Annotated in this window: 22 protein-coding genes; all 22 read left to right on the plus strand. The window is 55.8% G+C overall.

All coding sequences use genetic code 11. The features are described 5' to 3' along the window. Positions 1-273: 273 nt before the first annotated feature. The 22 genes from F3J36_RS21600 (at position 274) to F3J36_RS21705 (ending at position 24,083) form a co-directional block, all read left to right on the plus strand. Positions 274-756: a type VI secretion system tube protein Hcp gene (locus tag F3J36_RS21600; RefSeq protein WP_166720561.1), complete on the plus strand. Its 483-nt coding sequence runs from the start codon at positions 274-276 to the stop codon at positions 754-756. Positions 757-819: 63 nt separating this feature from the next. Continuing rightward, positions 820-1,677: an N-acetylmuramidase domain-containing protein gene (locus F3J36_RS21605; protein WP_166720562.1), complete on the plus strand. Its 858-nt coding sequence runs from the start codon at positions 820-822 to the stop codon at positions 1,675-1,677. Between the two features lie 11 nt (positions 1,678-1,688). After that, the gene (locus F3J36_RS21610; RefSeq protein ID WP_166720563.1) at positions 1,689-2,246 is read left to right on the plus strand and encodes a hypothetical protein; all 558 of its coding nucleotides are present in this window, start codon (positions 1,689-1,691) and stop codon (positions 2,244-2,246) included. 58 nt (positions 2,247-2,304) lie between these two features. Then, complete coding sequence (locus F3J36_RS21615; protein WP_166720564.1) at positions 2,305-2,679, plus strand: hypothetical protein; 375 nt, start codon at positions 2,305-2,307, stop codon at positions 2,677-2,679. A 1-nt stretch (position 2,680) separates the two neighbouring features. Further along, a complete protein-coding gene (locus F3J36_RS21620) occupies positions 2,681-3,193 on the plus strand; it encodes a lysozyme inhibitor LprI family protein (RefSeq protein WP_166720565.1) in 513 nt (170 codons plus the stop codon). A gap of 36 nt (positions 3,194-3,229) precedes the next feature. Next, the gene (locus F3J36_RS21625) at positions 3,230-3,880 is read left to right on the plus strand and encodes a hypothetical protein (protein ID WP_166720566.1); all 651 of its coding nucleotides are present in this window, start codon (positions 3,230-3,232) and stop codon (positions 3,878-3,880) included. A 250-nt stretch (positions 3,881-4,130) separates the two neighbouring features. Next, positions 4,131-5,951, plus strand: coding sequence for a type VI secretion system-associated FHA domain protein TagH (gene tagH, locus F3J36_RS21630; protein WP_166720567.1), 1,821 nt, complete (start codon positions 4,131-4,133; stop codon positions 5,949-5,951). Further along, positions 5,948-6,739: a PP2C family serine/threonine-protein phosphatase gene (locus tag F3J36_RS21635; RefSeq protein ID WP_021506792.1), complete on the plus strand. Its 792-nt coding sequence runs from the start codon at positions 5,948-5,950 to the stop codon at positions 6,737-6,739. Before tagH ends, F3J36_RS21635 begins: the two co-directional genes overlap by 4 nt. A gap of 10 nt (positions 6,740-6,749) precedes the next feature. Next, the gene (locus F3J36_RS21640) at positions 6,750-7,727 is read left to right on the plus strand and encodes a hypothetical protein (RefSeq protein WP_058771450.1); all 978 of its coding nucleotides are present in this window, start codon (positions 6,750-6,752) and stop codon (positions 7,725-7,727) included. Positions 7,728-7,743: 16 nt separating this feature from the next. Continuing rightward, positions 7,744-8,568, plus strand: a complete 825-nt coding sequence (locus tag F3J36_RS21645) for a type VI secretion system accessory protein TagJ (protein WP_166720568.1) — start codon at positions 7,744-7,746, stop codon at positions 8,566-8,568. Next, a complete protein-coding gene (gene tssE / locus F3J36_RS21650; protein WP_021506795.1) occupies positions 8,558-9,133 on the plus strand; it encodes a type VI secretion system baseplate subunit TssE in 576 nt (191 codons plus the stop codon). The genes F3J36_RS21645 and tssE overlap by 11 nt, the downstream gene beginning before the upstream one ends. A 2-nt stretch (positions 9,134-9,135) precedes the next feature. Then, positions 9,136-11,010: a type VI secretion system baseplate subunit TssF gene (gene tssF / locus F3J36_RS21655; protein WP_166720569.1), complete on the plus strand. Its 1,875-nt coding sequence runs from the start codon at positions 9,136-9,138 to the stop codon at positions 11,008-11,010. Further along, positions 11,007-12,053, plus strand: a complete 1,047-nt coding sequence (gene tssG / locus F3J36_RS21660) for a type VI secretion system baseplate subunit TssG (protein ID WP_058771453.1) — start codon at positions 11,007-11,009, stop codon at positions 12,051-12,053. Before tssF ends, tssG begins: the two co-directional genes overlap by 4 nt. A gap of 54 nt (positions 12,054-12,107) precedes the next feature. Continuing rightward, a complete protein-coding gene (gene tssH, locus F3J36_RS21665) occupies positions 12,108-14,717 on the plus strand; it encodes a type VI secretion system ATPase TssH (protein WP_166720570.1) in 2,610 nt (869 codons plus the stop codon). Positions 14,718-14,746: 29 nt separating this feature from the next. Beyond that, on the plus strand, positions 14,747-16,204 hold the full coding sequence (locus F3J36_RS21670; RefSeq protein ID WP_166720571.1) for a serine/threonine-protein kinase: 1,458 nt from the start codon (positions 14,747-14,749) through the stop codon (positions 16,202-16,204). A gap of 16 nt (positions 16,205-16,220) precedes the next feature. Then, positions 16,221-18,422 (plus strand): type VI secretion system Vgr family protein, encoded by a 2,202-nt coding sequence (locus F3J36_RS21675; RefSeq protein ID WP_166720572.1) that lies wholly within the window; start codon positions 16,221-16,223, stop codon positions 18,420-18,422. Positions 18,423-18,430: 8 nt separating this feature from the next. Beyond that, positions 18,431-18,808: a hypothetical protein gene (locus F3J36_RS21680; RefSeq protein WP_166720573.1), complete on the plus strand. Its 378-nt coding sequence runs from the start codon at positions 18,431-18,433 to the stop codon at positions 18,806-18,808. Positions 18,809-18,980: 172 nt separating this feature from the next. Then, the gene (locus F3J36_RS21685) at positions 18,981-19,316 is read left to right on the plus strand and encodes a DUF3592 domain-containing protein (RefSeq protein ID WP_166720574.1); all 336 of its coding nucleotides are present in this window, start codon (positions 18,981-18,983) and stop codon (positions 19,314-19,316) included. A gap of 140 nt (positions 19,317-19,456) precedes the next feature. Beyond that, positions 19,457-21,997 carry a DUF2169 domain-containing protein gene (locus F3J36_RS21690; RefSeq protein WP_166720575.1) on the plus strand — a complete coding sequence of 847 codons (2,541 nt, stop codon included), beginning with the start codon at positions 19,457-19,459 and terminating at the stop codon, positions 21,995-21,997. Further along, positions 21,994-23,064: a pentapeptide repeat-containing protein gene (locus F3J36_RS21695; protein WP_166720576.1), complete on the plus strand. Its 1,071-nt coding sequence runs from the start codon at positions 21,994-21,996 to the stop codon at positions 23,062-23,064. Before F3J36_RS21690 ends, F3J36_RS21695 begins: the two co-directional genes overlap by 4 nt. 11 nt (positions 23,065-23,075) lie before the next feature. After that, the gene (locus F3J36_RS21700) at positions 23,076-23,681 is read left to right on the plus strand and encodes a DUF3540 domain-containing protein (RefSeq protein ID WP_166720577.1); all 606 of its coding nucleotides are present in this window, start codon (positions 23,076-23,078) and stop codon (positions 23,679-23,681) included. Between the two features lie 9 nt (positions 23,682-23,690). Further along, the gene (locus F3J36_RS21705) at positions 23,691-24,083 is read left to right on the plus strand and encodes a DUF4150 domain-containing protein (protein WP_166720578.1); all 393 of its coding nucleotides are present in this window, start codon (positions 23,691-23,693) and stop codon (positions 24,081-24,083) included. Positions 24,084-24,086: the final 3 nt, after the last annotated feature.

A 24,086-nucleotide genomic window follows, 5' to 3' on the forward strand; every position in this document is an offset into this window, starting at 1 on the left:
ACAAAGCTTCGCAGTTACCGTGCAGATGCAGAACGCTTATTTGCGAGCCGGCTCCACGTTTCGATATTAATATCGAGGAACTAAAGGATTCACTATTTTTTATTGCTCCATCCAGTGGGACAATAAAAACACTCTCTGAATAAACCATGTAGCGATATTCAGAAAACGAGGCAGAGGTAAAATATGGACTGTTTTATTCAGCCCCATGCTTTCCTGTTTGCCATAACGATGCTTTATCAAAGCAGAACGTAAATCAAGCAAGAGAAGATAATTATGGCTATTGATATGTTTTTAAAAGTTGATGGTGTGACCGGCGAGTCTAAAGACTCCAACCACACCGGCTGGACCGATATTACCTCTTTCAACTGGGGTGCTAACCAGCCGGGTAATATGTCTGTTGGCGGCGGCGGTGGTGCAGGTAAAGTGAATTTTAACGATCTGCACATTACAGCATTAATCGACAAATCTACCACTGCTATTTTAAAAGCGTGTGCAAGCGGAAAACACTTAAACAAAGTAGAAGTGTCTGTTTGCAAAGCTGGTGGTCAGCAGGTTGAATATACACGTATTACGCTTGAAGATGTTCTGGTGACATCTGTTCAGTACACCGGTTCTGATAATGGTGATACTGTAGGCGTAACTTATGCATTCCAGGCTGCTAAAGTTAAACAGCAGTATTGGGAGCAGAGCACTTCTGGTGGTAAAGGCGCAGAAAGCAGTGCTGGTTGGGATATCAAGAGCAATAAAGAAGCTTGATAAGTACGCCCCTGCGGGGGCGTATTTCCATGTGATTCAAAGCTGAATTAAGAGGGATTTTACATGAGTACGATAAGAATCAGTCAGGGTGTTGGTATCAGGCAACCTAACAAATATCGTGATGTTAAAACCGTTCAGTCACTACTAAATGCTAACAGTGTTATAACAACGCCAGGTAATGAGCTTAAAGTAGATGGTTATATCGGGGAAAAGACGATTGCGAAGATAAAAGATTTTCAGGAAAAAGTCGTCAAGCTTAATAATCCCGATGGCATTATTTCACCTCATGGGCCAACTATGCGGAGATTACATGGAAATATTACACCTGCAAAAAATATTAAAATTAATTTAGATACTACTGCTTCTCAGGTTACTGATGAAATGTATATCAGTATGGCAAAAGCATTAAATTGTGAGCCAGCAGCCATTAAGGCTGTCGTGATGTCGGAAACCAAGCAGAGTCCTTTCGATGCTTCGGGGCGTCCCACTATTTTATATGAGAGGCACTATTTTAGTCGTTTGACCAATAAAAAGTATGATAAAAGTCATCCGGATATTTCAGGGGAGCCTTATGAAGTCTATGGAAAGTTTAGTGAACAATATGGCAAGCTCAACAAAGCTATCGCGCTTGATCGCACCGCGGCATTACAGTCAGCGTCCTGGGGAGCTTTTCAGATTATGGGAAGTAATTATGCGACTTCGGGTTATGCCAATGTTGAAGCTTTTGTCCAGGGAATGAACACCATTTCTGGTCAGGTATATGCTTTCGTAAATCACGTTTCACATACTCCTGTATTACTTAATGCTATCCGCACCAAAAACTGGGCCAGTTTCGCAAGGCATTATAATGGGAAAAACTATAAACAGAACGATTATGATGTTAAATTATCCAGGAATTATGACTACGCATTGCATCATTGATTGAGGTATGTATGAAAAAACGCTTCTTCATGTCATTTATAGTATTGCTTATGACTAGCCACATTGCTGCTGCTTCGACGGCGTTATCGTCTTCTAAAGAAAATTCTTATAAAGAGAATATTTTGAATGAAGCGGAACAGCACGGTTTGAGTCGAGTTCAGTTAGATGAAAGTCAGACCTTTCGCTTAACCAGAGATGGTACAGTTTTAGGAACGCTTATCCAGGGGAAAGGGTGGGTAAGAGAAGTGCAACCTGTATGCTTTATAGGCTGGAGCAAAGATGGTAAAAAAATCGATGCATTCATTCCAACCGTCGGTCAGGGCGACTGGGAAACGGTAGGTTGTCATAAAGTTGATTCAGTGGGATTAATATCGAAAAAAGATGATGCTAATGTGAAGGTTGCAGTAGTTTACACCACGGAGGCTCCTGGACGTTATAGCAATGCTTATTTTATCGTAGGTGTTGAACCTTCAGATGATAATCTTATTTATGATGAAAAAACGACCGTGAGGTTTCAGAATTCATACCTAAAGAACATTGCAGCATTACGTAAGGCTTATCAGCAATAATTGAATGCGGCTCTATCGAGCCGCGAAAATTCAAACCGGATTCCCCTGATGTCAAATCATGAAAAATAAACGTGCTCTATATATATGTTGTGTTCTTTTAAATATTCCCTGTTTCGCGCTAGCTAAATCAACTTTTCATTTTCAGGGTAAGGCTTTCAATGCCAAAATTGAATATGATTGCAAAGAGGGTAACCTGACCTGTAATGATATTTCACTCAAATCTTCAAGTCTAAAAAATAATTCTTCTATTACCCTTAAAGGCGAAGCGATTAACACTCGCTGCCCTGATGTGTGCGACTTTCAGGGCTATCAGTTTAAAAACGGGGAATATGAATATTCATTTTATCCCAGTGTTAAGGGGGTTAATCTCTGGGATTATATTGTGACTTACAAAAATAAGGTCATTGCTCAGGATGTAGGCACAATGAAATAGTATGTGCATAAAACCGAATGAGGCGGCGACGTTATTAATAATTAAGGGTTTTAATTCCAATGGTCAAGATGGTTACTCGAGGTTAAAATTGAAGCCGTTAATTAAATTGGATAGACTTACGTTGAAAACAACTCCGATTCTGATCTGTTTGTATTTATACGTAAGTCAGTCAGCTTTCGCTACAGTCCTCTGCTCCAGCGAACCCTCAGATAGCGCAGTTTATCAATGCACGCTTCATGAGAAGCAGTTAACTGAAGACGCGTTGAATCAGGAATACGCCGCGGCAAAAAAACGGATTGCATCATCATACCGCGCGGATAAAAAACTGGCGGATGATTACCTCAGCACATTAACAAATACCCAACGTAGCTGGCTAAAGTACCGTGATGGACAGTGTAAACTGGAAGCTTTTGATGCAGAGGAAGGGAGCAACGCTCACGAGGTAGCAACCAATATCTGTATAGTGCGCATCAATAAAGAGCGAACAGTATTGCTTAAGCAATTTCCCTATTAACAAGCCTGTTTAACATCTGACCTGGCGGTAACGACAATGAAAGGGATCTTCAAATTATTACTCTTAAATTTATTCATAAGCCACTGCGCCCTGGCTGGCAATATTGTTAAATATGGTACGCTGCAGGCCTACTGGTTACCTGAATGGCATAACAATATTAACTTCCCAAACCTTCAGTTACGCTTCATTGTGGATAATGAAAATGGCTCTCATGAAACAATCAATCTCGAAACATCTAAGATATCGCATGCATTTATCATAAAAAACTTCATGAAAGTTTCGGATGAATTTTTTGAGTATAAAGAAGGGCATGTCGATCAATATGGAATGCTGGAGTTAGATAATCTTAAAGTAACAACTGAATGTGATAATAATGTCTATCGGGCGACATTTATCAACTTTACAGCGCAACAGATTAACAAAGCTTCGGTTGACAAGGGGTGTGATAGTTATCCGTGGTTAATTACTCTGCGATTAAAACAAGGTATTCAGGAAAGTGAGTTATTTACTCAGCCAGAATCAGGTAGTCAATCTGCCGCTACCGTTTCTGCACAAACGCCACCGGTGAAAATTAAAACCATCAATAAAGAGTGGGTTTATGTTGCAAATTATGATGAAAGCCAGCCGGATTTAACAGGCTCATTATCTGGCTACATCCCAGCTAATCGTCTTGAACCGGTGTACTGACACTGCACCGCGCACATATTGTAGCGGCGCGATTCATCGCGCAATAAATGGTGCCGCTACAAAATTGCAATCATTTCTAAGCCAACGAAAATTCTAAATGACAAATATGACACAGCGCATCGCGTTTTAAAGCACAGCCTCAATCACCTGATATCGCACACAGCATCGTATTACCCGCTTCCTATATTCCGCGTCTTTCCCGGAGAGCCGCGCAATATAGATGCCGAACCGCTAACCGCAGGAACCCGTTATGCGCTTTACGATAATAACGACTAAACCCGGCCACCAGCCGCCGCAAACCCGCTGTGACTTTATGCCGCCCGGCGGCACCATTGGCCGCGGAGTGGACAACAATCTGGTGCTGCCGGATGACGATCGCACCATTTCTCGCCTGCAGGCGATTGTGCATATCACCGCCGCTGGCGAATGCCGCCTCACCAACCGGGGCAACGTGACGCGCGTGCTGCTCAATGACATCCCGCTGGAGCGCGGGCGTCAGGTGGAATTACAGGATGGCGACGTGCTGGGCATCGATGATTACCAGCTGCTGGTCAACGATCTCAACGGCGCGCAGCAGCCGCAGGCCGCCACGCAGGCACCGCAGCCGGTGGTGCAGGCGCCGGTAATGGCTGATGCGCCACCGGCGGAAAAGGATGCCAGCACCGCCGCGATCCCCAGCGAGATCTGGGACAGTCTCGCCAAAGAGTTCTCGATCTCTGACGATCTGTCGAAGCGCAAAGCAGCGGCCGAGGTGCTGCCGGAGGCCAATCCGCTCACCGCGCCGGCCAGCCTCGATCGCAATCCGGAGGATCCGCTGGCTCAGCTGGTGAACGATGCGCCGCTGGATATTGGCCAGCAGCCGAAAAACACCAGCCTGTTCGATGAAGGCGATGCGCTGTTTGCGCAGGAAAGTATCTTCGACGATCGCACCCCCAGCACGCTGTCGGCGCAGCAGAATGCCACCGCGCAGCCGCAGGTCGAGAGTGCCACCGAGCTCGATCCGCTCAGCCTGTTTGGCAGCCAGAGCAGCAGCGACGTGCGCAACCACGACGATCCGCTCGGCCTGATGATGGGCAATGCGGTTCCGCTGGCGCAGCCGGAGATCGCGCCGGCACAGACGATTCAACCGCAGCCCGTCGCCCAGCCGGAAACGCCCGGTGAACCCTCGCCGGAGACGGCACCGGTCAAGCTGGCGGATCTCAGCAGTTCGCCACTGTTTGCTGACACCGAAACTCAGGCCACCTCGCCGCTGATCGAACCGCAGGCGGAGCAGCCAGAGACGGTCGCGCCACAGATGGATTACGGCGGCATTACGCTGCCCACACCGCAGGCGGTGCAACGTGTACCGTCGCCGACGCCGAAAGGGCGGCTGCGTATCGATCCGGTGGCTTCCAGCCATCAGAACGCGGCACCCGCCAGCCAGGCGACTGCCAGCCACAGCAGCGGCGACGCGCTGAAAGGCGAACTGCTGGATGCACTGCTGGAAGGCATGGGATTGCGCGATCTGCAGCCCACGCCGCAGTTCGACCGTGAGCAGATGCTGCAGTTTGGCCAGATGCTCAGCATGTTCTCGCAGGGCACCGTTGCGCTGCTGTCGTCACGCTCGATTCTTAAGCGTGGCGTTAAAGCGGATATGACGGTGATCCTCGACGACGCCAACAACCCGTTCAAACTGCTGCCGTCCGGCAAAACCGTGCTGATGCAGATGTTTGGCAGCCGCATGCCGGGCTTCATGCCGCCGCGTCAGGCGGTGCGTGATGCACTGATCGATCTGCAGGCGCATCAGCTCGGTATGATCGCCGGGATCCGCGCCATTATCGCTTCGATGCTGCAATCCTTTAATCCGGATCAGCTGGAAGAGGAAGCCCGCCAGGCGGGATCGCTGTCGCGCCTCGGCCTGCCGGGCAGCCGCAAAGCCGCGCTGTGGGAGCATTTTGTTGAGCGCTACGGCGAGACGGCGGGCGAGATTGAGGACGATTTCCATACCCTGTTCGGCGAAGCTTTCCTGCATGCCTACGACCTGGAAGTTAATCAGTACAAAGATTCACAAACCCACACGGATGACGCATGAATATCACCATTGCTTCCACGTCGAATCAGGGCGACCGCGCCAGCAATCAGGATCAAACCGGTGAGGTAATCGGCGAACGCTCAGCCTGCTTCGTAGTGTGCGACGGCGTAGCAGGATTTCCCGGCGGCGACGTGGCCGCCCGCATCGCGCGCAGCAGCCTGATGGAGGCGTTCGACGGTAACGCGCACCTGGATGCGCAGTCGATTCGCAACTACGTCAACCACGCGAATCACGCGATTCGCCAGCAGCAGAAAGCCAGCAGCGAGCACAGCCGCATGGGCACCACGCTGGTCAGCCTGTTTGTCGACCGCGACTACGAGCTGGCCTACTGGGCGCATGCGGGCGACAGCCGGCTGTATCTGTTTCGCCGCGGCTACCTCTATCACGTGACTACCGACCATAGCCTGGTGCAGCAGATGAAAGATGCCGGCCACCAGACCGAAGGTATCAACAGTAACCTGCTCTATTTTGCCCTCGGCATGGGCGATGAGCAGCGTGACGCCAGCTACAGCGATGTGGTGGAAATAGAAGACGGCGACGCCTTTTTACTGTGCACCGATGGCTTCTGGCACGGCGTGACGCTGGAGCAAATGCAGCAGTCGCTGCACATGGTCAATACACCGGAAGAGTGGCTGACGCTGATGCAGCAAATCATCCGCAACGGTCAGCCGGATAACGGTCAGCAGGATAACTTCAGCGCGCTGGCCGTCTGGATTGGCTCACCGCAGGACACCACCTTACTGCACTCGCTGTCCGAAGCGGCGCAGTTTTTCCCTCTTCGAGATTGAGAACGCCAAAATGAAACATGGATTACTGGGTCTGGCTGCGCTGCTGCTCAGCACGCACGCATTTGCTGAGAACTATCGCATCGTGCAGTCCCCGGCACAGAAACTGGATGTCTGGATTGATGACGTGAAAGATAACCAACTGGCGAGCTGGTGTAAGCGCAATGTTGATCTGCGCATCGTCACCCACGGCGCGAAAAACGTCGCGGCGCTGGAGGATTTTCTGCCGCGCGTCGCCGGGCTGATGGCATCGCAGTGTAAAGCGCTGCAGCAGCTCAACTGGGCGCTCAACGATGATGACGGCAACCCGATCGCCAGCGGCAGCGCTGCCAAAGCGCAGCAGTGGCAAACGGTGGTAACGCCGCCGCCCGCGCCCGTGCAGCAGCCAGAGACCGCTGCGGTTGCCCCTGCCGCGCCGGTGCTCAACTCGCCGCAGGCCGATACCACGCCGTGGCTGCAGTTCAGCCTGCTCGACGGCTGTCACTTCCGCACCTGGTGGCAGCATCCGGCGCAGACCAGCGCGCTGTTCGTGCCGTCAAAACAGGGGCTGAGCTGCGGTCAGGATGGCTGGCTGAGCGGCCGCAGCAGCCTGACGCAGATGGGCAACGGTGCGGCGAAAAGCGTAGTGGTGACGTTCCTGCAGGGCTTCCCGATTGCCGGCCTGAATAACAAACAGCAGAGCGCCGAGCTCAGCATCACTACCGTCAACAGCGAACGCATGGTGCTGAGCAACGAGAAGTCGCCAGACAGCTGGCTGGTGCTGCCGTTCAGCAGCCAGTTCAATGGCTGGCAGGCACCGGATCAGGTGGTGGTGCAGATGCCCGCCAGTGATGCCGCCGATGAGAGCGCACTGCGCGCACGGCTGCAGGAAGTACGCAAAGTGTGGTCGCCGTGGCTGAGCGCCAGCGCTCCGCTGAAAGTCCAGCTGGTAGAGCAGTTGCATCCGGAGCTGAAAGATCCCGCTGCCGCGGTTTACCGCACCATCAACTAACGCAAAAGGAGCTTGCATGGAGTCGTTACAATCGCGCCTGGCCAGTGCCTCACTGGCCGATAACCTCGCCGATATCACCCGCCAGATTCAGGCCAGTCCGGCCAATGCCGACCTGCGCGCGGCGTTTGTGCAGCTGCTGTGCCTGGCGGGCAACTGGACGCGCGCGCAAACCCAGCTGCAATCGTGGCTGGCGCTGACGCCCCAGGCGCAGCCGACCGTCACCTTACTGCAGCAGGCCATTGCCGGTGAGCAGCAGCGTGAAGCGGTACTGTGCGGCGCGGCGCAGCCGCAACTGCCGGGCAGCGCGTGGGCGTGGTGTGAAACCCTGCTGGCTGCGCTGACCGCCGACATCCGCGGTGACTTCGCGCTGGGTGCGGAGCAACGAGCTGCCGCGCTGGCGCAGGCCGAAGCCAATCCGGGCCAGCTGCAGCAGCAGGAACAGACGGCAGACTTCGCGTGGCTGATGGACGGCGACAGCCGCTTCGGGCCGGTGTGCGAAGCCATCGCCAACGGCCGCTACTACTGGATTCCGTTCGCCGCGATCCGCGAGATGGAATTTCAGGCGCCCGCCAGCGCGACCGATTTGGTCTGGCGCCATACGCGCGTGCAGCTGGTGGATGGCAGCGAGCAGATTTGCCAGATCCCGGTGCGCTATCCGCTACTGCCGGGGGCGGATGAGCGTTATCTGCGCGCCAGCGTCACGGAATGGCAGCCGCTGGGCCACGATGACAGCCAGTTTACCGGCCATGGCCAGAAGCTGTGGCTGAGCGACAGCGGCGAGTATCCGCTGCTGACGCTGCAGCAGCTGACGTTCCAGCCAGGCGGCAGCGATGAGCCGTGATAACAGCTCGCACAACGACGGCTATGCCCAGCTGCATGGCGGTTTCCGCGCGCGTAAAAATCGCGATGCGCTAACCGCGCGCGACAAGCTGCAATCCTCGTTACTCGATCGTCTGACTGACAACGCGCCGGACAAGCAGAGCGAAGCCAGCAACACCACGCTGATTTCCCACAGCACGCTGCGCCGCCACGTGCTGCGCGATCTGCAGTGGCTGTTCAACACCATCAACAACGAAGCCCAGCAGGATCTCAGCGCCTTTGGTGAAGTGCAGCGCTCGGTGTGGAATTTTGGCGTGGCGCCGCTGGCCGGACAGAACATCTCCGACATTGAGTGGCAGGACATGCAGCGCAAAATGACCGATGCCATTCTGCATTTCGAGCCGCGCATTCTGCCGCAGGGGCTGCAGGTACGCTGCGTCAGCGATCTGAAGTCGCTCAGCCTGCACAATGTGTTATCGATTGAAATAAAAGGCCGCCTGTGGTGCGTGCCTTATCCGCTGGAGTTTCTGTTCCGCACCCAGGTTGATCTGGAAAGCGGTCATTTTGAACTACTGGATGCAGGTTAATCATGGACAGCAAACTGCTCGACTACTACAACCGCGAACTGGCCTATCTGCGTGAGCTGGGCGCGGAGTTCGCTGCGCGCTATCCGAAAGTCGCCGGGCGGCTGGGGATGCGCGGCATCGAAGTCGCCGATCCTTACGTTGAGCGCCTGATGGAGGGCTTTGCTTTCCTCACGTCGCGCGTGCAGCTCAAAATGGACGCCGAGTTCCCGCGCTTTTCGCAGCGGCTGCTGGAGATGATTGCGCCGTCTTATCTGTCACCTACGCCGTCGATGGCGATTGCACAGCTCACGCCGGACAGCCGCAAAGGCGACATCAGCAATGGCTTCCACGTGCCGCGCGGCACCATGATGGAGAGCCAGCACCTGAAAAAAAGTGGCGTCACCTGCAGCTACACCACGGCGCACGATGTCACGCTGCATCCGCTGCGCATCAGCGACGTTTCACTCGGCGGCGTGCCGGGCGATCTGCCGCTGGGCGAACTGAAGCTCAGCGGTCGTGGTGCCGCCAGCGCGCTGCGCGTGCGTATCGCCTGCGAAGGCATCTCGTCGCTCAGTCAGCTGAATGTCGCCGATTTAATGCTGTATCTCAGCGGCCCGGACATTCAGGCGCAGAAACTGCTGGAGCTGCTGATGCAGCACCGCGTCGGCATCGTCCTGCAATCGGTCGAACAGAAACCGTTGCGCCAGGTGCTGCCGGATGACGCGTTACAGCAGGAAGGCTTTGCGCCAGAGCAGGCGCTGCTGCCGGACGATCTGCGTAACTTCGACGGCTACCGGCTGCTGCAGGAGTATTTTGCCTTTCCGGCGCGCTTCCAGTTCATCAGCCTGAGCCAGCTGGCACCGTTTCTGCGCCGCTGCGATAACGCGCAGGAATTCGACATTATCATCCTGCTGGATAAGGCTGACAGCGCGCTGGAAAGCGTGGTGGACAGCAGCCATCTGGCACTGCACTGCACGCCGGTGATCAACCTGTTTCCCAAAACGGCCGAGCGCCTGAAGGTCAGCGACAGCCAGCACGAATATCATCTGGTGGTGGATAACATCCGGCCGCTGGACTACGAAGTGCACTCGGTGCAGCGGCTGTTCGCCACCGTTGAGGGCAAGCGCGAAGAGCAGATATTCCGCCCGTTCTGGAGCACCTTCAGCGGCGACGACGGCGATTACGGTGCCTATTTCTCGCTGCGCCGCGAACAGCGCACGCTGTCTGAGCAGGCGCAGCGTTACGGCACGCGCACCGGCTATATCGGCTCGGAAGTGTTTTTGTCGCTGGTGGATGAGCATCACACGCCGTGGCGCGACGACATGCGCTACCTGTCGGCGGACGTGCTCTGCACCAGCCGCGATCTGCCGCTGATGCTGTTGCAGCAGGAGCAGGGCAATTTCGTGATGCCGGATTCGATCCCGGTCGGGCAGCTGAAGTTGTGTAAAGGTCCGACGCCGCCGCGTCCGGCGCTGGCCGAAGGGCTCTCCGCGTGGCGTCTGATCAGCCACCTGCAGATGAACTACCTGAGCCTGATGGACAGCAGCGACGGCCAGGGCGCCGCCGCGCTGCGCCAGTTGCTGAGCCTGTACGCTAATCTCGCCGAAGCGGCGGTGGCGCGCCAGATTGACGGTATTCGCCACTGCCAGCTCAGCGCGGTCAATCGCCGGGTGCCGGAACCGGGCCCGGTGGTGTTTGCGCGCGGCGTCAGCATCACGCTGGAGGTCGACGAACAGGCGTTTTCCGGTGCCAGCCCATGGCTGCTCGGCAGCGTGCTGGAACGCGTGTGCAGCCGGCTGGTCGCGCTGAATAGCTTTACCGAATTCACCCTCAACAGCCAGCAGCGCGGCGAGGTGGGCTACTGGCCGCCGCGCATGGGCAGGAAGGCGCTGCTATGAGCGAGGCGCAAATCATTCCGCTGCAGCGCGCCCAGCGGCTGCCGGACGATTTCTGGCAGGCAGTGATGGCGGCACCGTGGCGCTACGATCTGTTTCAGCTGCTGCGCCGGCTGGATGCGCAGGGCGGCCAGCGCTATCCGCTGGGACGCGCGCCGCTGCCGAAGTTCGAAGCGCTGCGCATTGGTCAGCAACCGTCGCTGGCGTTTGCCCCGGCAACGCTGGCCAGCGTGCAGCCGCGCGCAGAGGACGCGCGCCATGACGTGGCGATTTACAGCTTTGGCCTGTTTGGCCCCAACGGTCCGCTGCCGACCCACCTGACGGAATATGTGCACGAGCGCATCGTGCACCATCAGGATCACAGCCTGGCGGCATTTGCCGACATCTTTCACCATCGCGCCACGCTGCTGTTTTATCGCGCCTGGGCCGATGCGCAGCCGGCCGTCTCGCTGGATCGCGCCGATAACCGCCGCTTTGTCGATTACCTTGCCTGTCTGGCCGGCATCGGTTTACCGGCGCAGCAGCAGGCCAGTTCGCTCAGCCTGCATGCGCGGCTGATGCTGGTCGGCCATCTTAGCCGCCACGGTCATGATGCCGAAGGGCTGGTACGCATTCTGCGTCACTACTTTGGCGTACCGGTGCAGCTGGCACAGAACGTGCCACAGTGGCTGACGCTGGACGCGCGCGATCAGGCGCGGCTGGGAGCCGGACGCCAGATGCCGCGGCTGGGCGAATCGGCGTTCCTTGGCGTGGCGGTGCGCGATGTGCAGCACCGTTTTCGCCTGCGGCTCGGTCCGCTGAGCGCGCAGCAGTATGCCCACTTTCTGCCGGATGCGCCGGGCGCACGCGAAGTGCGCGACTGGGTGCGTCACTATCTCGGCATCGAGATGCAGTGGGACCTCAGCCTGATCCTGGCGGCGGAAGAGGTGCAAAGCGTCACGCTGGGAGGCAATGCCCGGCTGGGCTACACCAGCTGGCTGGGACACGCGCCACAGCCGCAGGATCGCGAAGATTTCATGTTTGAGGTTGAGGCAGCCGCAAGCTAGCCCAATCGCTTTTCCCTGTTACACAGCCTGCTTCTTTCATTAAAGAGACCCGATATGTCAGAAATCAGCCGTGCCGTGTTATTCGGCAAACTGGATACGCTGTTATTTACCTCGCTGGAAAGCGCCACCGCCTTTTGTAAACTGCGCGGCAATCCTTATGTTGAGCTGGTGCACTGGCTGCACCAGCTGATGCAGCAGCAGGATGGCGACTTACAGCGGGTGATCAGCCATTTTTCACTGGATGAAAACGCGCTGACGCGGGATATCGTCGCGGCGCTCGACCGCCTGCCGCGCGGTGCGAGCGCGGTTTCCGATCTCGCCGAACACATCGACAGCGCCGTCGAGCGCGCCTGGGTCTACGCCTCGCTGAAGTACGGTGCGACGCGCATTCGCGGCGGCCATCTGCTGATTGGCATGCTCAAAACCTTCAACCTCGCCAGCGTGCTGAAAGGCATCTCCGGCCAGTTTGGCCGTATCAATGCTGATGCGCTGCTGGAGCAGTTCGACACGCTGCTCGCCAGCAGCAAAGAGGCACAGCAGGCGCTGGTGGCACAGCCGGGTACCGAGAGTGCCGCACCGACAGCCAGCACCAGCACGCTGGCGCAGTACGCGCAGGATCTCACCGCACGCGCACGCGAAGGACGCATCGATCCGGTTACCGGCCGTGATGAAGAGATCCGCCAGATGGTGGATATTCTGATGCGTCGCCGGCAGAACAACCCACTGCTGACCGGCGAAGCGGGCGTTGGCAAAACCGCGGTGGTTGAAGGCCTGGCGCTGCGTATCGCCGCTGGCGACGTACCGGCTCCGCTGCAGGATGTGCAGCTGTGGCTGCTGGATATCGGCATGCTGCAGGCCGGTGCCGGCATGAAAGGCGAATTTGAAGCGCGCCTGCAGGCGCTGATTAATGAAGTGCAGTCGAGCCCGACGCCGATTGTACTGTTCGTCGACGAGATCCACACGCTGGTCGGTGCCGGCGGCCAGCAGGGCACCGGCGATGCCGCTAACCTGCTGAAACCGGCGCTGGCGCGCGGCCAGCTGCGCACCATCGGTGCCACCACCTGGGCCGAATACAAAAAGTACATTGAGAAAGATCCGGCGCTGACGCGTCGTTTCCAGACCGTGCAGGTGCAGGAGCCGGATGAAGCCAAAGCGATTCTGATGCTGCGCAGCACCGTCAGCGCGCTGGAGAAGCACCATCAGGTATTGCTGCTGGATGAGGCAGTCAGTGCAGCGGTGAAGCTGTCGCACCGTTACATTCCGGCGCGCCAGCTGCCGGACAAAGCGGTGGCGCTGCTGGATACTGCCTGCGCACGCGTGGCGGTGAGCCAGGGCGCACAGCCTGCGGCACTGGAAGATTGCCTGCATCGTCTGGCCGCGCTGGAGATTGAAGCGGAGATCATTGAGCGCGAAAGCAAAGTCGGGCTGGGCGATGCGGCGCGTTCGCAGGCGGTTGCCGCCCAGCGCGCAACGCTGGAAACCGAGCGCGATGCGCTGCAGCAGCGCTGGCAGCAGGAGCGTGAACTGGTCGATCAGCTGATTGCCCTGCGGGCGCGCTGCGTGACGGAGGGCGAAGCCGCGCTGCGCGATGAGCTGGACGCGACGCAACAGCAGCTGCAACAGGTGCAGGGCGAAGCGCCGCTGCTGTTTGCCGCCGTGGATGCCAGCGTGGTGGCCGCCGTGGTCGCAGACTGGACCGGGATTCCGCTGGGGCGCATGGTGAAAAACGAAATCGACGCGGTGCTCAATCTCGCGGATACGCTCAACCAGCGCGTGATTGGCCAGCGGCACGGTCTCGATCTGATCGCCAAACGCGTGCGCACCTCACGCGCGCGCCTCGACAATCCGAACAAACCGGTCGGCGTCTTTATGCTGTGCGGTCCCTCCGGCGTCGGCAAAACCGAAACCGCGCTGGCGCTGGCCGAGTCGCTGTACGGCGGCGAGCAGAACATCATCACCATCAACATGAGCGAGTTTCAGGAAGCCCACACCGTTTCCACCCTGAAAGGCGCACCGCCGGGCTACGTGGGCTATGGCGAAGGCGGCGTGCTGACCGAAGCGGTGCGGCGTCGTCCCTACAGCGTGGTGCTGCTGGATGAGATTGAGAAGGCGCATCCGGATGTGCACGAACTGTTCTTCCAGGTGTTCGATAAAGGCTGGATGGAGGATGGCGAAGGGCGCCATATCGACTTCCGTAACACCATCATCATTCTGACCTCCAACGTCGGTACGCAGCTGATCAGCGCGATGTGCGCCGATCCGGAGCTGATGCCGGATCCGGAAGCGCTCAGCACCGCATTGCGTAAACCGCTGCTGGAGGTCTTCCCGCCGGCGCTGCTGGGGCGCCTGCTGGTGGTGCCGTATTACCCGCTGAGCGACGCGATGCTGGCGGAAATCGTCCGGCTGCAGCTGGGCCGTATCGTTCAGCGCCTCGCCGACAACCACGGCATCAGCGCGCAGATTGACGATTCGGTCATCAGCCAGATCGTGCAGCGCTGCACGGAAGTGGAGTCCGGTGGCCGCATGGTCGACGCCATCCTTACCAATACCCTGTTGCCGCAGATGAGCCAGATGCTGCTCAGCGCCCACGCCCGCGATGAACGCTATCGTCGCGTGCAGGTACGCTGTGAGCAGGGCGAGTTTGTTTGCCAGTTCGATGTCTAAAGCCGTTAGTGATCAGAGAGTTTTCGAAAATGTCGGAACACGATAATCCCCTCAACGTACCCAACGCTCTGCCGGTGGGTTACCGTTTCAATGAGTTTGAAATTAAAGAAGTGATCGGTGGTGGCGGCTTTGGCATTGTTTATCGTGCCTGGGATCATCAGCTGGAACGTGATATCGCCATCAAAGAGTTTATGCCGGCTTCGCTGGCGGTACGCAGCGATGATCTGAATCTGGTGCTGCGCAGCGAACGCTTCAGCAAAACCTTTCATGCCGGGTTGAACAGCTTTATTCAGGAGGCGCGCCTGCTGGCCCGCTTCAACCATCCTAATCTGCTGCACGTGCTGCGTTTCTGGGTGCAGAACGACACCGCTTATATGGGCACGGTGTTTTACAGCGGCACCACCTTATCGAACCTGCGCGAGCGCAATCCGCAGCTGGTGGATGAAGCCTGGATTCGTCGCCTGCTGCCACCGCTGCTGGGTGCGATCAAAACCATCCACGACGCCGGTTACCTGCACCGTGATATCTCGCTGGATAACATCCAGATTCAGAGCAGCGGCGAGCCGGTGCTGCTGGATTTTGGCTCCGCGCGTAAAACCATTGGTAACCTCTCTGATGAGAGCGAAACCATGCTGCGTCCGGGCTATGCGCCCATCGAGCAATACAGCGATAACGACGAAAGCGAACAGGGCGCGTGGACGGATATTTACGCGCTGGGCGCGGTGCTGCATACGCTGATCACCGGGGCGCCACCGCCGGTGAGCGTGGTGCGCAGCATCGAAGATAACTACCAGCCGCTGGCCGCGCGCCGCCTGCCGGGCTACTCCCAGGCATTGCTGACGGCGGTAGACAGCGCGCTGGCGCTCAAACCGGAAGATCGGCCGCAGGATATTGATGCCTTTGCCGGGCTGATGGCGCTGCCAGAGCGCGAACCGGAACCGCTGCTGAGCGCCAAAATCAGCGGACCGGGCACCATGCTGGTGCCGGTGGAAGAGGCGAACGAAGCTGAAACGCTTTCGCCGGTGAAATCGCTGCTGCGCCATCGCTTTGCGCTGCCGGGGCTGGTGGCCGCGGGCGTGCTGGTGGGATTGTGCGTGGGGCTGCTGATGTCCGGGGGCGATGAGCCTGCGGCGCCGGCAGAGACGGTGCAAAACAGCGCGCCAGCTGCTGATCCGGCAGTTTCACCTTCAGCGTCGTCAGCGCCAGCCGCAACGGCAGCGGTAACGCCGGAAAAACCGCGCGAAGCGGAGCCGCAGCCTGCACCGCCGCCGGAGCCGGTCGCGCAGGTTTACATCAAGCTGCAGCAGGGCGAACGCGTCCAGGTGAATGGCAAACCGCAGGCGCTGGTGCCTGCCGCCAACGGTTTTGCCGCGCTGCAGCTGGCGCCAGGCAATTATACCTTTGCCATCAGCGGCCAGGGCGGCACGCGCGAGCAAACGCTGACCATCAGCGAAGAAGGCGTCTGGTTGCTCGATCCACACAGTTAATCATCAGGGATTTATTATGTTCTCACGCATCACCGCACAGCTGCCGATGGACGGCCTGCTGTTCTGGAAACTCACCGGCGCCGAGGCGCTGTCGCAGTCGTTTGAGCTGAACGCCGAGCTGCTGGCCACCGATGCGCGCATCGACCGTCACGCGCTGCTGGGGCAGCCGGTCACGTTCACGCTGCCGACGCAGAGCCTGCTGTCGCCGCGCTACCTCAACGGGAAAATCACGCGGGTGGCGGTGCGCAGCGAGGAGCTGAGCGGGACGCGCTACGCGGTGTACCAGCTGCGGGTGGAGCCGGACCTGTGGCCGATGCGCCGGGACCGCAACCTGCGGATATTCCAGGGGCAGACGGTGCCGCAGATAGTGCAGACGCTGCTGCAGGAGAACGGGGTGAACGTGGAGACGCGGCTGGGCAGCAGCTACCGGGTGTGGGAGTACTGCGTGCAGTACCAGGAGAGCAGCTTCGACTTCATCAGCCGGCTGATGGAGCTGGAGGGGATTTACTACTGGTTCCGCCACGAGGCGGAGCGCCACGTGATGGTGCTGTGCGACGGGGCGGACCAGCACGAGGCGTTCGCGGGCTATGAGACGATACCGTACCACGTGACGGCGTCGGGCGGGAGCGTGACGGAGGAGGGCATCAGCCAGTGGTCGCTGTGCGAGAGCGTGACGCCGGGAATGTACAGCACGGACGACTACGACTTCCGCAAGCCGAACGCGTGGATGCTGCAGGCGCGGCAGAACCCGGTGTCGCCGGTGCCGGGGGCGGTGGACGTGTACGACTGGCCGGGCCATTTTGTCGACCACAGCCACGGGGAGTTTTACACGCGCATCCGGCAGGAGGTGTGGCAGGTTGCGCACCACAGCGTGAGCGGAACGGGGACGGCGACGGGCATCGCGCCGGGGTACCGGTTCGGCATCGTGAACGCGCCGCACTTCAGCGACAACGGGGAGTACCTGGTGACGTCGGCGCGGTACGACTTCGAGGAGAACGGGTACGCGAGCGGCGGCGGCGGTGCGCGGCACAACATCGCGTTCACGGTGCTGCCGTCGTCGGTGACGTACCGGGCGGAGCCGTCGACGGCGTGGCCGAAGACGCACGGCCCGCAGACGGCGAAGGTAGTGGGCCCGGCGGGTGAGTCAATCTGGACGGACCGCTACGGCCGGGTGAAGGTGAAGTTCCACTGGGACCGCCTGGCGAAGGGCGACGACACGAGCTCGTGCTGGGTGCGGGTGTCGAGCGCGTGGGCGGGCCAGGGCTTCGGCGGGGTGCAGATCCCGCGGGTTGGTGATGAAGTTGTTGTAGACTTCATCAACGGTGATCCTGACCGCCCGATAATTACCGGGCGCGTATATAACGAAGCGAGTATGCCACCCTGGAACCTTCCCGAAGACGCCACGCGCATGGGCTTTATGACGCGCAGTAAAGATGGCCATAATGACAACGCCAGCTTCCTGTTCTTTGAGGACAAGCCGGGCGGTGAGCTGCTTAATATGCATGCTGAAAAAGACATGAACATTTCGGTGGAGAATGACAAGACCGTATCAATAGACGGTTGCCGCACGACAAAGATCGGCAAAGATCAAAGCGATGAGATCACTGGCGATGCAACTTTCCACTACAAGCAGAAGCGCACAACGACGGTTGATGGTGTTGAGACCAAAACGTTTAATAACGGTGAAAATACTACCATTAAAAATGGCAGAGAATTGAAAATAAACGATGGTGATAAAGTTTCAATTGTCGGTAATAAGAATATTCATGTTGATGGTGATGAAAATAGAGAGGTTACCGGAAGTCTGATAGAGAAAATAAACGGCAATCTATCTGTAGATATTAATGGTGGCTGGAGTCAAAATGTAATGACAGGGACTGTAAATATATTTAGCCCTAATGAAATTAGTATTAAGAGTAGTTCAAAAGTAAGCATTGAATCTCCATCGAGCTGGGTTAAAACTGCTGTGCATTCTTTTTCAATGACCGGTTTTAATGAAAGCGTTACGGGTAATAGTGCTTCATTAACGGGCAATAGCATGAGCGGTACTGGGGTGAGTTCTTCATTCACTACTGTAAGTAACAGCGTTACAGCGTTGAGTAATTCAAGCTCATTGGTTAGTTATTCAACAAAGGGCATTGACAATAAACGATCACTAACTAAAATTGAAGATACATTGCAAAATATAGTTATTAGTGCGATACATTTATTTATATGAAGGTGAAAATGCATTTTTTAACCGAAACCCCATTTATTATCGGGATCATAATGACTGTTATTGGTTTGTTTGTAATGTTTTTAATCTTCAAACCAAACAAGAATGAATTGATTGAAATAAAAAACTGGAAAACCAGAGATGAATGGCAAGGCAATGTAATAACCATTGAACCTAAAAGTTGGTCACAAACAGACACCAAATATGGCAACGACTTTTTCTATGATTTTAATGTGCCACTTACTGTTGCTGGAAAAGAGAATATATGTTCTGGTAAAGGATTAGTACGACCTAATGATATACATAAATTAAAAAAAGGGCTTAGGGTAATTGTAAAATATAACGAAGATAAGCCACCCAAAGTTGCTATCATTGATATTTTATATTAGTGGCTTTTATTGGTTTTATGGCTTGATAATCGATGTAATATTGCGCTTTATGATTTTAACATGACATTGCCTGGGCTGTATTGCGCTTTTTTGTTATGTCTATCATGTGTTATGAAGTTTATTTAGGAGTGGGCTAATTATTCTCTATTTGTCATATGTCATTGTTTCGTCAGTGTTGTTTCTTTTTTCTTTTATCATTTTCAAGCTTATCATTAAAGATGTTAAAAATAATCAGCGTAAGCGCTATCTGAAGAAGCATGGCATCGAAACGCAAGGTGAAATTACTGATGTCTATACTCGCGGTGGAAATGGCAGTCCATTAATAAATATTTTTATCACAGTACGCTTTCATAATACGGATGGTCAGGTTTATGAGGGCCGAAGCCGTGACGTGATCAGAGCAGAAGAACTGGCGATGTATCGGGTCGGAAATACCATAAAACTGACTTACGAAAAAGAGCAGCCTGAAAATTTTGCACTGCATATGCACAAATCCATTTTTAATTAGCATTGGAAGTAAATTAATACATATTTTTAATGCAGTCTCAGTCCTTTCTAAAGAAGTATAAATACCTACACCATTATCAATACCGGGTCGGGATCAGGCCCGGTATTTGTTTTATCTGTCGTTTCAAAAGGAACCCAGGCATGAAAATCATTAAGCCTCTGCGCCTGAGCATACTTAATCGCCCGTTTCGCTGGCAGGGTAAAAATCATCTGGGCGTCACGGTGCTTGCGCTGACTGACATGGGGGAAAAGCCGCAGCTCCGTCCGGAAATGGAGCTGTGGCAACTGGCTGCCAGTGAGTTACAAACCAGCGGTGGCGTGCTGGATCTGGCCATTCCAAAAGTGCGTGCAGAGTTTCTTGCCACAGGCCATGCATATACCCATCACCAGCACGACAAAACCGCCTGCGCAGCGCGCATTGACGTCGACACGCTGAGCAAATCGCTTGCGGTGTTTGGCGATCGCTACTGGGTTGGAAACCAGATAACGCAGCCGCAACCGTTTGAATCAATGCGGCTCGACTGGAGCCGGGCGTTTGGCGGGGAAGGGCACGATGAAAATCCTTATGGCTTAGGGATTCATTCCGAGGTGCATCAGGGGCATGAATTCATTCGCTTACCCAATATTGAAGCCATGGCTGGTCGCATCACTCACGCTAAACAAAAACCCGAACCTGCGGGTTTTGGACCACTCGACATCAGCTGGCCGCGTCGCTTTAGCCGTATGGGAAAAAAGTACGATACCAGCTGGTTGCAGAATGATTTTCCGGGCTTTGCGCGTGATATTGACTGGAAAGTATTCAATGCTGCCAGCCCCGATCAATGGTGGCAGGATCGCGACGCGCTACCGGAACAGGCTGCATGGCGTATCTGGAATATGCATCCACAAAAACCGCTGCAGGAGGGCAAAATCCCGCCCTGGCAGGCGCGCTGTTTCATCAACCGCCAGCGCGGTGACGAAACGCTTTTCAAAGAGATTGCCCTGCGTGCGACGACGGTATGGTTTTTTCCGCATCTTGAGCAAATGATCCTGCTGTGGCAGGGCAGCGTGCGCATTAACGAAGATGACGCAGCTGATGTTATGCAGCTGATGCCCGCGCTGGAGAAACAGGGGTCATCCCGGTCGGTCAGTCATTACCGTAAAATACTCACACAGCGTGTTGATAAAGAGAAAGGTGCGCTGTTCTCCTTCCGTGAAAAAGATTTAATTCCGGAAGAGACAATCGGTGCCTGGGTTGATAACCAGGTCGAACAGACTTCCAGTCCGATGCGGGAAAACATGCAGAATCGTGCCGCCCTGTTACGTGAACAGCATCGCGCGCGCATGACGTCCAGCGGCGGCGAAGTCGGTGACCTGCTGAGCGAACCGGAAGAGCCTGAACTGCCCCGACTCGAAGACCTGCCAGAATTCATTGAGAAAATGGAGCTGGAGGCACAGGAGATGCAGGCGAAAGCTGAGCAGCGCAAACGTGAGATGGAAGAAAAGTACCCGCAGAGCCAGAGTGATGAGCATCAGCCGCGGGGGCCGGAAACGCTGTTTCGCATGCAGGAAATGTTGCACCGTAATAAAGACACGCTGAGTGAGAAGAAGCTGGCCCAAAGCCGCGATGCGCTGCATCAGATGTACCTGATGTCAGTCAACAGCCAGCCGCCGGCCAGGCGCCTGAAAGGCGATCTGGCACAGATTATCCGTCAGCGCGCGGAGCGCACCCTGGCGCAGGGCGGTAACTTCAGCGGTATGGATCTGACCGGTGCGGATTTCTCAGGTATGGACCTGCGCGGCGCGAACTTCAGCAAAGCGTTGCTGGAGTGCGCCGATTTAAGTCACTGCCAGCTGGACGGCGCCAGTTTTCACAGTGCAATGCTGGCACGCACTGAACTGCATCATACCTCTCTGCGCGGCTGTAATTTTGAAAACGCTACTCTGGTGCTGGCGCAGTGTTGCCACAGCGATTTTTCCGGCGCGCAGTTCAAGGATACGCAACTGCAGGAAACGCTGTTCGATGACTGTACGTTCAGCGACGCCACTTTCAGTGGCCTGCTATTCCGCGAAACCTGGTTTACTCAGTGTCGCTTCCATCGCGCGACACTGCAGAGCTGCGTTTTTATGGAGCTGAACCTTCCCGGTCCTGATTTTTTACAGGCCACGCTCAGTAAGACCACATTCTTAAAATCCACGCTGGAGCAGGCTTCATTCAGGCAGGCCGTGCTGGACAGCTGCTCGTGGGTAGAGACCCAGGCAAATGGAGCAGACTTTAGCGGTTCAACATGGACAGCCAGCGCAGTCGCTGCCGGCAGTTCTCTGAACGGTGCAGACTTTAGCGAGGCGACGCTGCGCCAGAGTAATCTGCGCCAGACGCCGCTAAACGGGGCGAACTTTACGCTGGCAAAACTGGAGAACAGCGATCTGAGCGAGGCCGCGTGTCAGGCTGCTGATTTCCGGCGCGCCAACATGACGGGCAGTATGTTTGTGCGCACTGATTTTCGTGATGCTGACTTTACCGATGCCAGTCTGATGGGGGCACTACTGCAAAAAAGCCAGCTGGGTGGGGCACGGTTTCGCGGTGCGAATCTGTTTCGCGCTGATTTATCTCAGGCCTTTACCAGTAATACCACTGAGCTTGACGGCGCGTGGACCAGACGTATCAAGACGCTTCCTAAGCGTGATGGAGAAATTGTATGACCACGCTCAGCGCAGCAGAATTGCAGCAGCGTATTAAGCAGGGCGAGGTAATAAGTGAACTCAGCCTGGAGAACCTGGATTTACGTGGATGCGATCTTGCCGGCGGCGTATTTCAGGACGTTTCACTGGCGAGCGCGGATTTGCAGGGCGCTAATCTGCAGGAAACGGTGTTCACTGAGTGTCAGCTTTCCCGGGTCAGGCTGAATAATGCCAGACTGGAGCAGACGGTATTCAATCAGTGCGAAATGGCTGGATTACAGGCGACGGACACCCGGCTGACCGAAACCGTATTGAATCAATGTGAACTGACTGGCAGCGACTTTTCTCGCTGCGCACTGTTTACAACCCAGTTTATGCAGTGTGCGCTGGAACAGAGCCAGTTCACCCAGGCTCTGTTTGACCGCTGCATCTTTTTTGAATCACCGCTGGAGGCGGGCCGCTTCGACAACTGCAAAAGCCTGCTCACCACGTTTTACGGTATTGATTTGCGTCAGACCTCGCTGACCGCCGGCGAATTTGAGCGCACGGTATTTTTCAACTGTGACCAGCGCGGTAAAAATTACGAAAGACAGCGCTTCACCGGCTGCCAGTTCACGGACTGCGCGCTGGATGACGCGCTGTTCAATGGTGCGCACCTTGTGCAGTGCAACTTCAAAGGCGCATCGCTAAAAGCCGCGCAGCTTAATCAGGTGAATGCCAGCCAGGCGTTGTTTATGGAAGCCAACCTCAGCAACGCGCAGTGTAAAGACAGCCTTTTTGATCAGGCTATTTTTGCCGGTGCGACGCTGATGCACACTGATTTCAGCGGCAGCCGCTTTTTCCAGAGCATCATGCAGCAGGTTAACGCCAGGCAGGCGTTATTTATTCGCTGCGATCTGACCTACAGCGATTTCTCCGCCGCCGATTTGCGCATGGCCGATCTTCGTGGTGCCACTTTTTCCCGTACGCGTATGCACCGGGCGCGTCAGGAGAACGCTCAGTTCTCTGGCCGTCAGGGCATCATTGAATTTGATGAAGAACTACTGGCCGCAGAGGCCTGGAGCGCTCAACGCCAGAGCCGCAGTTAAGGAGCAAAATTATGAACAACGTAAATCATAAACTGGCGCAGGCCATTTTACCGCCGGTGCAGTCAGCGGGTGTGGTGACGCACTGCTTCGCTGATACCAGCCTCACCGTTGAGTGTGAAGGACGTGGCTGGCATTGCCGGCGTGCAGCCAGCTGCGTGATTGCGCCACAGGTGGGAGACACGGTGCTGGTGACCAGCGTCGAAAACCAGATCTGGCTGCTGGCGGTGCTGGAGCGTGCGAATGCGCAACAGGCTGAGCTGAGCGTGCCTGGTGATTTACATATTCACAGTACGGGGGAGCTGAGCCTGAGCAGTTCTGCGCTGCGCATCAGCGCTGAACAGGGTGATTGCCACATCAGCGACATGAATTACAGCGGTGATAAGATCTCTGCCTGGGTTAGCCTTTCGCGCATCGTTGGCAAGCGTGCGGAATCGGTGTGGCAAACCATTACGCAGGTCAGCCATAACCTGCTGCGTACCACCCGTAATACTGAACAGGTCCGGGCCGGTCAGCTTGATATGAAAGCTGAAGATTACGCTCGCCTGCATGCCAGCAATACGGTGATCACCTCAAAAGCCATTACGAAAGTCGACTCTGAACAGATTCATATGGGTTAAGGAGCAACAATGTTCGCAAACTGTCAGCTATTTGGCGTGGATTTAGCTTTTCCGGATGTCTGCCTGACACCCACGCCTGCGCCGGTACCGATCCCTTATCCGGACATTGCCCTGGGGCCTACCGCTATTCCTAATGCGCTGAACATCCTGTTTATGGGAATGCCTGCGCATAATATGGCAACCGTCACGCCAATGACGAACGGCGATAATCCTGGAGTAGCAACGGGTGTGGCATCGGGTACGGTAATGGGCCCATCGCGCCACCTTACCGGGTCATTCACCGTATTACTCAAAGGCACGCCGGCAACCCGCCTGACCAGCATGAGCCTGCAAAACTCCACCAATGCGATTGGCATGCGAATCGTGCCAAGTCAGTTCAAAGTGCTGATGCTGGCACCTTAAACC

This window comes from Pantoea sp. Cy-640 (assembly GCF_011752635.1).
GTDB lineage: Bacteria > Pseudomonadota > Gammaproteobacteria > Enterobacterales > Enterobacteriaceae > Pantoea > Pantoea dispersa.

Coding starts and splice junctions, on each gene's coding strand:
- F3J36_RS21600 (WP_166720561.1), top strand. CDS start 274: ATGGCTATTGATATGTTTTTAAAAGTTGATGGTGTGACCGGCGAGTCT.
- F3J36_RS21670 (WP_166720571.1), top strand. CDS start 14,747: ATGTCGGAACACGATAATCCCCTCAACGTACCCAACGCTCTGCCGGTG.
- F3J36_RS21690 (WP_166720575.1), top strand. CDS start 19,457: ATGAAAATCATTAAGCCTCTGCGCCTGAGCATACTTAATCGCCCGTTT.
- F3J36_RS21605 (WP_166720562.1), top strand. CDS start 820: ATGAGTACGATAAGAATCAGTCAGGGTGTTGGTATCAGGCAACCTAAC.
- tssE (WP_021506795.1), top strand. CDS start 8,558: ATGAGCCGTGATAACAGCTCGCACAACGACGGCTATGCCCAGCTGCAT.
- F3J36_RS21675 (WP_166720572.1), top strand. CDS start 16,221: ATGTTCTCACGCATCACCGCACAGCTGCCGATGGACGGCCTGCTGTTC.
- F3J36_RS21705 (WP_166720578.1), top strand. CDS start 23,691: ATGTTCGCAAACTGTCAGCTATTTGGCGTGGATTTAGCTTTTCCGGAT.
- tssG (WP_058771453.1), top strand. CDS start 11,007: ATGAGCGAGGCGCAAATCATTCCGCTGCAGCGCGCCCAGCGGCTGCCG.
- tagH (WP_166720567.1), top strand. CDS start 4,131: ATGCGCTTTACGATAATAACGACTAAACCCGGCCACCAGCCGCCGCAA.
- F3J36_RS21615 (WP_166720564.1), top strand. CDS start 2,305: ATGAAAAATAAACGTGCTCTATATATATGTTGTGTTCTTTTAAATATT.
- F3J36_RS21645 (WP_166720568.1), top strand. CDS start 7,744: ATGGAGTCGTTACAATCGCGCCTGGCCAGTGCCTCACTGGCCGATAAC.
- F3J36_RS21680 (WP_166720573.1), top strand. CDS start 18,431: ATGCATTTTTTAACCGAAACCCCATTTATTATCGGGATCATAATGACT.
- F3J36_RS21625 (WP_166720566.1), top strand. CDS start 3,230: ATGAAAGGGATCTTCAAATTATTACTCTTAAATTTATTCATAAGCCAC.
- F3J36_RS21700 (WP_166720577.1), top strand. CDS start 23,076: ATGAACAACGTAAATCATAAACTGGCGCAGGCCATTTTACCGCCGGTG.
- F3J36_RS21635 (WP_021506792.1), top strand. CDS start 5,948: ATGAATATCACCATTGCTTCCACGTCGAATCAGGGCGACCGCGCCAGC.
- F3J36_RS21620 (WP_166720565.1), top strand. CDS start 2,681: ATGTGCATAAAACCGAATGAGGCGGCGACGTTATTAATAATTAAGGGT.
- tssF (WP_166720569.1), top strand. CDS start 9,136: ATGGACAGCAAACTGCTCGACTACTACAACCGCGAACTGGCCTATCTG.
- F3J36_RS21610 (WP_166720563.1), top strand. CDS start 1,689: ATGAAAAAACGCTTCTTCATGTCATTTATAGTATTGCTTATGACTAGC.
- F3J36_RS21640 (WP_058771450.1), top strand. CDS start 6,750: ATGAAACATGGATTACTGGGTCTGGCTGCGCTGCTGCTCAGCACGCAC.
- tssH (WP_166720570.1), top strand. CDS start 12,108: ATGTCAGAAATCAGCCGTGCCGTGTTATTCGGCAAACTGGATACGCTG.
- F3J36_RS21695 (WP_166720576.1), top strand. CDS start 21,994: ATGACCACGCTCAGCGCAGCAGAATTGCAGCAGCGTATTAAGCAGGGC.